General features: G+C 36.8%; 1 protein-coding gene. It reads left to right on the top strand.

Annotation, left to right across the window (positions count from 1 at the left end; genetic code table 11):
• The first annotated feature begins 701 nt into the window (after positions 1 to 701).
• Positions 702 to 1,352: a hypothetical protein gene (locus BFP75_RS01935; RefSeq protein WP_099542995.1), complete on the top strand. Its 651-nt coding sequence runs from the start codon at positions 702 to 704 to the stop codon at positions 1,350 to 1,352.
• Positions 1,353 to 1,575: the final 223 nt, after the last annotated feature.

Here is a 1,575-nt window from a genome sequence, read left to right as displayed (position 1 = left end):
CGCCTTTTAAACGACGGTAGAAATTCGTCTGCGGTACCCGGTCACTTAATTGGAAATTATTGAAAAGCTTCTCTTGATAATCCTTTTTACCCTGCATACCTAAAGTTACGATCCTTTTACGGATCGGCAAGATCGAAATGCCCCTTTTTTTATAACTTGTGCAACAGGCACAATGTATAAAAATAATAGCGGTTTAATCGCTAAAACGAAAGTATGTGAATATAGAAAAGGTCTGTGTTTAACCGAAAAGTTAGTGCGTGAAAATCCGCTACTATTCTTATACGAGACCGTCGATGGCCATATCCCTTCGGGAACGCAAAATCACGTACATTGCACGCTTCCCTTTTGCTTATCGCCATCGATGGGCTTTGTACATTACACCCCATACCTAAGGAAGTTTTCCCTAATTTTAAACTGGCACTGGAGCAAAAGGTACGGCCATCGACTACACTTATAACCTATGAGGCGTAATGATGGCTCCTGGTGAGGCACGCCTCACACGCCATAAACAAAGCCCATTACCCAACATTTAAAAAAATCTGGCTGTTTATCGAGATTAAAAAAAATTATGATAAAAATAGGATTGAAAAAGGCTTGTACGAATTGACTTTACTCGAATGTAATTTTTATGCAGATGGACTTAACTCAGACGCAACCTTTATCTAAAATGAACATCTTAAAAATGGTTAAAACCAAAGAAAATGAAAAATTATATACACATTTCAATATTACTAATTCTATTTACAAATGCTGAAATAGCAATCGGTCAAGATAGTGAGCAAAGCAAATACAGCATTCAATTTAATTTGGGTATTTCAAGAACCTTACATTACAATCAACCCGTAAACTTATTTCAAAGCCTTGAAGGCAGCTTTCCAGAAGAGCAAAAGCCTAGAAATTCACCAAATGTAAATTTGAGTATTTATCGAGATTTTAATAGTAAAAATAGTTTGAAAATAGGTTTTGGTTCATCGAGTTACAGGTTTTGGGAAAGAGCTCAATCGAATGTTGGGGACGGAATAACCTTCGTAACCGTTGAATCGGTTCGCAGATGGAGCTTTTACGGATTATCTTTAGGTTATAGATTTATTTTAAATCCAGAAAGAAAAGTCCGCCTCTTTGTTGAAAATGAATTTATTTACGAAATACCAACACAAAATTATGCACTACTTAAAAGTGGATTAGCAATACAACCAAAAATAGGTGGTATTTTAAATCTCAATGATAATTGGAGTATTCTTGTCGAAGGATTCTTTAAATCAGCGTTAACAATGTATAGTGACAAAAATTTTGGAGAGGACTATAAGCCTTATGCTTATGGTGTACAATTAGGAGTTAATTTAAGAATATAAGAGGAATTTTGAGAATTGGGTTGCGAAAAAAACGTTGGGTAACACCGGTAACCGTTGCACAAGATATTAATCCGTGAAAAAATGGATCCGTACAAGCCTCTTTACGGGGCTTTTTTTGGTCCGCCTTAGATTGGCAGCGCTAATCTTGGATGCCTTACAAAAGCACCGAACAACGGTTCAAGGGCACTTTTGGCCCATCTTGCCAAAGCTGGTGTCATTACCC

Source organism: Maribacter sp. 4G9, assembly GCF_002742265.1.
GTDB lineage: Bacteria > Bacteroidota > Bacteroidia > Flavobacteriales > Flavobacteriaceae > Maribacter.
Note: the sequence above shows the minus strand (reverse complement) of the source record. Positions and strands in the feature narration are given on the sequence as shown.

Coding starts and splice junctions, on each gene's coding strand:
- BFP75_RS01935 (WP_099542995.1), top strand. CDS start 702: ATGAAAAATTATATACACATTTCAATATTACTAATTCTATTTACAAAT.